This is a genomic window from Lonsdalea britannica (genome assembly GCF_946477055.1).
GTDB classification, from domain to species: domain Bacteria; phylum Pseudomonadota; class Gammaproteobacteria; order Enterobacterales; family Enterobacteriaceae; genus Lonsdalea; species Lonsdalea britannica_A.
In genome coordinates, this window is record NZ_CAMKXG010000192.1 from 1 (window position 1) to 6,736 (window position 6,736).

At 52.1% G+C, this 6,736-nt stretch carries 5 protein-coding genes; 3 read left to right on the forward strand and 2 right to left on the reverse strand.

Features of this window, described 5'->3' with window-relative positions:
- The first annotated feature begins 602 nt into the window (after positions 1-602).
- On the forward strand, positions 603-1,415 hold the full coding sequence (locus Q7O77_RS12675; protein WP_304167844.1) for a hypothetical protein: 813 nt from the start codon (positions 603-605) through the stop codon (positions 1,413-1,415).
- A 494-nt stretch (positions 1,416-1,909) separates the two neighbouring features.
- On the opposite strand, the gene Q7O77_RS12680 is transcribed toward Q7O77_RS12675, so the two are convergent.
- Both Q7O77_RS12680 and hutW read right to left on the reverse strand, forming a co-directional pair.
- On the reverse strand, positions 1,910-2,545 hold the full coding sequence (locus Q7O77_RS12680; protein WP_304167846.1) for an SDR family oxidoreductase: 636 nt from the start codon (positions 2,543-2,545) through the stop codon (positions 1,910-1,912).
- Between the two features lie 62 nt (positions 2,546-2,607).
- Positions 2,608-3,921, reverse strand: a complete 1,314-nt coding sequence (gene hutW, locus Q7O77_RS12685) for a heme anaerobic degradation radical SAM methyltransferase ChuW/HutW (RefSeq protein ID WP_304167849.1) — start codon at positions 3,919-3,921, stop codon at positions 2,608-2,610.
- Positions 3,922-4,452: 531 nt separating this feature from the next.
- On the opposite strand from hutW, the gene Q7O77_RS12690 reads away from it, so the two are divergent.
- Together Q7O77_RS12690 and Q7O77_RS12695 are read left to right on the forward strand one after the other, a co-directional pair.
- Positions 4,453-5,136 (forward strand): response regulator transcription factor, encoded by a 684-nt coding sequence (locus Q7O77_RS12690; protein ID WP_304167851.1) that lies wholly within the window; start codon positions 4,453-4,455, stop codon positions 5,134-5,136.
- 4 nt (positions 5,137-5,140) lie between these two features.
- Positions 5,141-6,601 carry a HAMP domain-containing sensor histidine kinase gene (locus Q7O77_RS12695; protein ID WP_304167853.1) on the forward strand — a complete coding sequence of 487 codons (1,461 nt, stop codon included), beginning with the start codon at positions 5,141-5,143 and terminating at the stop codon, positions 6,599-6,601.
- Positions 6,602-6,736: the final 135 nt, after the last annotated feature.

Here is a 6,736-nt window from a genome sequence, read left to right on the forward strand (position 1 = left end):
GCGCAACTGGTTTGGGACCAGTGGGTCGGAGGTTCGAATCCTCTCTCGCCGACCACTATTCTCAGGGTCTTGTTTGCAGTCTTCAAACGGGACCATAAAAAAACCGCTGGTTAATTTAACCGGCGGTTTTTTTTCGTCTGTTGTTTTGCATCGATCACGTCGGCGTTCTGCTGCCGCCTCCTTTCATTCTCTTTCTCTGCTTTCCGGCGTGTTATCGCCTTGCCTGAACGGTCGCGAACTCGGTGATCAAACCTCGTGCGGGCGTAAACTCTCCTTAGGACAAGACGACCTTCACTCCATCCTCTTCCTTTCATGCTGCTGAGATAATGATCTGTGAAACGGTGAGTGTCCTCTGTCATACCATGCATATTGGGTCGATCTATTCCTCTTTTTCATCCCAAATAACGTTATTTCAGAAACATCTCCTTATTTTATGCCGCGATAGTTCCATGATAATAAAATAGTTGAATGAGAAAGGTATTAGTGCCAACCTCAGCTTTAATCAGCGCCAGTCTTCCATCGGTAATAGTTTATTCCTCCTTCCTATTCAGAACTGTAATCAATCAACAGAAGGAATATTTTATTTATTAAGGAGAATAAGAATGATTTCATGTTTAACGGAGGCGCGCTTTTGCTTCAGCTTTTTATATGAACGAATGCGCCATAGAGACGTCGTGTGGGTGGTAAAGAATCAGCGTCAATTGAATAAAGCTGTTCTTGATCGCGTCCATTCATTATTGTCACCAAAAGAATTTATTAACGATAGCGATATCGGTTTGCTTGAAAACGCCTATGGAAAGTTAAGTCGCTCGGAAATTTATTTAGCCGAGCGTTATGGCGTGCCCGTACACCATATGCTCAGTGCGGAGAATCTCATCCAGGCGCGTCATTTTGATGAGGCGTGTCTGCAAAAGGTTCAGGCGCGTTACCATCATCATGGTCGCAAAGGCGTGGTCGTGTTTCGGGATCTCGCATTGAATACGCGGTGGATGGCTTTTTTCGACGGCAAGGTTGTCAACGCGCATTCAGCCATGCTGCCCTACGCCGCGGGCCAGTACGCTATCGAGCAAGTCGCCGTCATCGGAGATCATCGGAGGCTCGAACAAGCGGCTGGCGCGACGTTGCATTATCTGGATGGGGTTCGCGATACGCCGTCTCTTATCGCACAAGAGGCGTTGCTTAACCTGTGGGATTTACCGTCGATCTGGGCGGTCAAAGGGGAATCTTACTTGATAGCCTACCGACTTCTCGACGACTACCTCAATACCGACGCGGCTTTTAGTCGGCGGGACGTGATTAAACAAAACCTTGCTGCCGGGTATCGCCTATTCGCTCGCTCAACGCTTTCGGGTGATGAAAAACGCCTTGCTCAGAAAAACTTTTTACGAATGAAAAAGGATTTCATCTTCGAGTAGCGCCACTTATTTATTATTGATGTTATTTTATTAAGGCATGGTGTACGACGAGTCCGTCATTATTCTATTTGGCGCGAGTATTGTTTGTGACGATGTATTTATAAGATAATAAAAAATAGTTTTTATTTGTGATGATTAACAGGGTGGCGTTTATCCATTTTGGAAGAAAATAAAATCCACGCCAATTTTATGATTCGCCCAAAATAGTTTTCTATATTCGATGGACCTGATTGATTCACAATGAACATCCACTACGATAGGGTGATAAAAAAAGAAAACAGGGTGGTGGATATCAGTCTGCGATTTCTATTTTTAATCAACTCGTTGCTCGACTGCCGTATAGGAAGCCCGATCTCAATGATCCCTATGGCGATGATGACTTCAACAGACCGTCGGCCGGATGTGCGAGCCCGTCACTATGAATGAGGCATACCGCTGGGTTGCTGAGTGAGTGGCGGGGCGAAAAGGGGATCCATACAGGCATCCCTCCTATCCTAACGCTGAGTCGGCGGCGTTAGCGTGGGGTCGATAAGAAAGTAGATTTTGCCGTAGGCCTCTTCATCATCAATGACCTGCTGAATTTGACGTGCGACATCTTCCCGATGGATTAACCCGAAAGCCTCTTCTTGTAACCGAATGGACAAGCCGGTTCCTGCGCCGGGCTTCAGGCCGCCCGGCCGGAGTATGCACCCGTTCAGTCGGCTGGTCTTCAGCCAGCTTTCCGCCAACGATTTTTCCCGCACGGCGTGGCCAAATATCTCACGGGCTTTTGGCGATAGCAGATGCCAGCTGTCGCCGCAGCCAATAGATGTGACCAACACCATATGGCGGATACCGCAACGCTCCGCGGTATCGATAACGAGCCGATTGCCGAGATAGTCGGCTTCCGCGCTGCCGAGTGTGGAAACGATCCGCGCCAGCGGGCCCGCGGTCTCGCAGGCGAGCTGGACGCTGTGCTCATCCAGCGCGTCGCCTTCCACCACCGTGACGCCACACTCACGCAACGCCTGCGCCTGTTCGGTGTTGCGGACCAGCGCGGTGATAGTGCGTGACTCCTGTAATCCCAGCGTCACCAGTTCCCGGCCAACGCCGCTTGCGCCACCAAAAATCAGCCACGGATGCTTTTCCATTCGTTCCTTTCCTGTTCAGCCCTAAGTCTCGATATCACGCCAGCCGCCGTTCGCCATAAATGCTATGCCGCCGCCTGAGGTAACAGTAACGGGGGAATCAACGTTTGCAAAGCCTGTAACACATTACTTGCCCAGAAACGCCCGTCCGCCGTGAGATGAAAGCGCGAGCCGTTTAACCGCAGCAGACCGCACTGTTGCCACTGTTGCAGCAACGGCAACAGGGGCGCGGGATCGTCCAGCACGCGGCTCAGGTCGTAAAATCCGGCGTCGATGCCGCCCTGTAGATCCAGTCGCCAGCGGTACTGATCGCTGGGCGGTGTCATCATGGCGATAGGCTTGCGACCTTCGTCGATCGCCTGATAATAGTCGTCCAGTTTACGCGCCATCATGTATGACTGACCGGCCAGGCTGCCGCCTGCGCCGCTGCCCAAGGCCAGATAGTCCGCCCCTTGTTTGATCAGCAGGTTATACAGGTTGCGTTCGCGGGTATGGCGTGACCAGTGGCTGTTGCTGAGCTGACGCCAGTTTTCGTCCGCCAAAAATTGCTCACCCATCAGATAAAGTTCGCGGTTGAAGCTGACGTCCGGCAAGGTCACGCGCTGATTTTCCACGGCTTTCGCCAGCAGGGTATTGGGCAGGAGATTCAGCGCGTACAGATCCACGCCGTCCAGGGGAAGATCGCGCACGATCGCCAGATCTTCCCGCCAGCTCTCGATCGTTTGATCGGGCAGCCCAAACATCAGATCGCAAATCACGGCGGCGCGATCGCGCTCTGCTAGCCGACGGATGAAGGTCATTGCCTCTTCACGGTTAGCCCGTCGCCCCAGCCGCTGGCGCACGCGCGTATCGAAAGTTTGTATGCCGATGGAAAAACGGTTCGCCCCGGCTTCCAGGCAGGCATCGATGCGTTCATCGTCGAAGTTGAAGATACGGCCTTCAACGGTGATTTCACAGTCCGCCGCCAGCGGCAGTTTCTGACGCAATGCGCTGATAATCTGGTGCAGCTGCCGGGCGGTCAGCGCCGAGGGCGTGCCGCCGCCCAGATAGATGGCGTGGATCGGCGAAGACTGATGTAGCGGACTGCTGGCTTCCAGATCGAGTTCTCGCAGCAGCATCTCGCAGTAATGCGCGATGGCCTGATCGTCCTGCTTGTTCTGATAAAAGCCACAGAACTTACACTGCGTCGCGCAGAACGGAATATGCAGATACAACAATCGTTTATTACCGGTAAGTGTGCTTTTCAGTAACCCCTGCCAGGCCGTGTTGATGTCTTCGGGAGGGAGGGGCCTTTGCTGGCGCCACGGCATCGTGGCCCAACGACCGCTGAAGGGAAGTCCCTGGTCGGCTGCAAAAAAAGGTGAAAGATCAAGAGACATAGATGGCGCGTTCCTCTGTAAATCTGCCGGTCACTCTTGAATGTAAATGAAAATAGAAATCATTTATCTCCGGAGATGGAGGAAGAGCATAATACAGCCGCCTGCGCAGGAAGTTGACGTATATCAGGAGAAAAGTCGCCAAAGTGTTGGTAAATGGTCTTAAAAGGGTCAAAAACCATTAATTTTTGTTAATGTGCGCCGAACGGTGATTTTAGTACCCGGAGGTCATGACGATGGGTTGATGCGGGTTCTGCTTTTTCGCTGCTGTCTTGCAACATGACGATAATTTAATCTAATTTTTGCGCTAAAAGTGACTTTTTCACGTTATATCAATCAATTGCGTGCTAAGTAAATATCTTGCCTTAAGATGATAATGATTGTTATTATCCGTAAAGAGATGAGAGCAATATTCTGATAAATAACGCCCTATCTCCATGAAAATAATAAGGTAATTATTGAGCTTACTGAATCACTTCACCAGGTGTTCAAAAAAGCGCTAACCCCACATGCACTCGGTTTCAGGGGATTCGCATGCGTATTCTTGTGGTTGATGATGACTCTGTCTTGTGTCACTGGCTGGGCGCGAAATTACACGCTCACGGCCACACCTGCCGAATGGTTCATGACGGCGGTCACGCGTTGACGGCCATACAGCAAGAGGTCTACGACGTCGTTCTACTCGACAGAATGCTGCCAGTGATGGATGGCTTTACCGTACTGCGCGAGCTCAAAGATCGGCAACATCCCCCTATCATGCTGCTGTCCGCACTGGATCGTGATGTCGATCGCGTGATGGGGCTGGAGCTGGGCGCGGAAGATTACTTGGGAAAACCTTTCAACTTTAATGAGTTGCGCCTTAGGCTGGACATTATCGTCGGGCGTGAACGTCGACACGTCGAGCCGAGTTCCGTGCTGACTTTCTCCGACCTGAAGGTCGATCGCTTGCAGCGCGCCGTGTGGCGGGATGGGAAGCGCATCGAGCTGACCGACAAGGAAATCAAACTGCTGATTATCCTGATGGAGGCGCCCGGCAAGGTCATCAGCCGCACTCTGCTGCTGGAACGCGTCTGGGGTTACCACTTCGACCCGCAGACCAATCTTATCGACGTTCATATGTCCAAGCTGCGCGCTAAAATCGACAAGGGGTTCGCACAGCCCCTCATTAAAACCCTCCGCTCCGTCGGCTACTGTCTGAGTCTGGAAGAGAAGGAGTAACCGCGTGTCGGCAGGCGCTTCCCCTGAGCGGATCGTCATCAAGCGGCTGGGACGACGGCTACAGTTAAAAATCAAACACTGGCAGGTCATCGGGGCGGGCTACTATCCCGATTTTCTCTGCACCTCCCATTTTCGCCAGTCGATTACCATCGTTTTTCTTTTTTTGGTCATGATGCTGGCGTGCATCACGGGTTTCAGCCTACTGAGTGAATCGCTGATCCGCACGCACGTACAGGATATTATTCTCAACGATATCAATAAGTTTTCAGCGAAAACGCACTTGGGTGATGCCAATAGCGTGATCGCACAGTTGCAACAGGAGCGGCAGGAGAACAACGACGAGCTGCCGCTGGTGATGGTGATCGACAAACAGGGCGACTTTCTGTACCACAACGCGCCCCTGAAAAGGCCGAATGCGGTGGGATGTCATATGGACGTGGAGTGCCTGAAGACGCTCATCACGGACGAGGCGACGCACAACATCATCGGTCTGTCGGTACAGCTGGGCGACGGCGGTATTTTCTTCCGGGCCTATAACATTCTCCCGATGCTGGAGCGAATCAGAACCATTCCCCTCGTCGCCGGAACCGGGCTCTTTATCGTGCTGCTGTGCTGTCTGTTGGTAAGCCGCCACTTTAGCCTCCACGGACTGAACACGCTCAGACAAATGCGCGAAGCCTTGCATCGTTACAGCACGGGAGAGCAGCGCGTGCGTATGCCGATCTCCCTGTACGGCAACGACTTCGACGGACTGAGCGCGGACATCAACCAGAACCTTGAACGCATTGACCGGCTCATGGAGCAAGTGCGCAGCACCTCCAGCCATATCGCCCACGAGCTGCGTACGCCCCTGACGCATCTGCAAAACCGCCTGTACACGCTGGGCGAGCGAACGGGGCTCAGTCAGGACGTTCAGCAGGAGATCCAATTCGCGGTCAGCGAGGTGGAAAAAATCCTCAGCTTGTTCCGTGCGGTGATGCGTATCGGTGAAATTGAGAGCGGGCGCTGTATACACCAGTTCGAAACGATTTCCGTTCAGCACCTGCTGGAGGATCTGACCGAATATTATCAGCCGCTGGCCGAATCCCGCCGTTGCCATCTGGTGGTGGAAGCGACCGCGGGAGCGAGCCTGTTCGGCGATAAGGCGCTGGTATTTCAGGCCATGGCCAATCTGATTGAAAATGCGATCAAATACGCCGCTCAGGGGGAATTCATTACGCTTGGCGTCAGGCTCTATCGGGGATGGATGGCGTTGTACGTCAGCGACCGGGGGCCGGGCATTCCTACCGCGCTGCATGAGAAAGCCACCGCTCGATTTCAGCGGCTCTCCGAAAAAAATGCGCCTGACGGACACGGGCTAGGTTTATCGCTGGTAAAAGCTATCGCGGAATTACACGGCGGAAAACTATACCTGGAGTGTGGTCGCCCCGGATTAAATGTTTATCTCTGCCTGAACCGCTGTTAATAACTCGATACATTCACATTTCTTATTTATTAAGAAAAACAACGCATCTTAAAAATAATAAAAATAGGGTTTTTACCGGTAATAAATAGGGTTATTCACGGCCAGATAGATTGGCTTGGTTTTATTTGTTCGCAT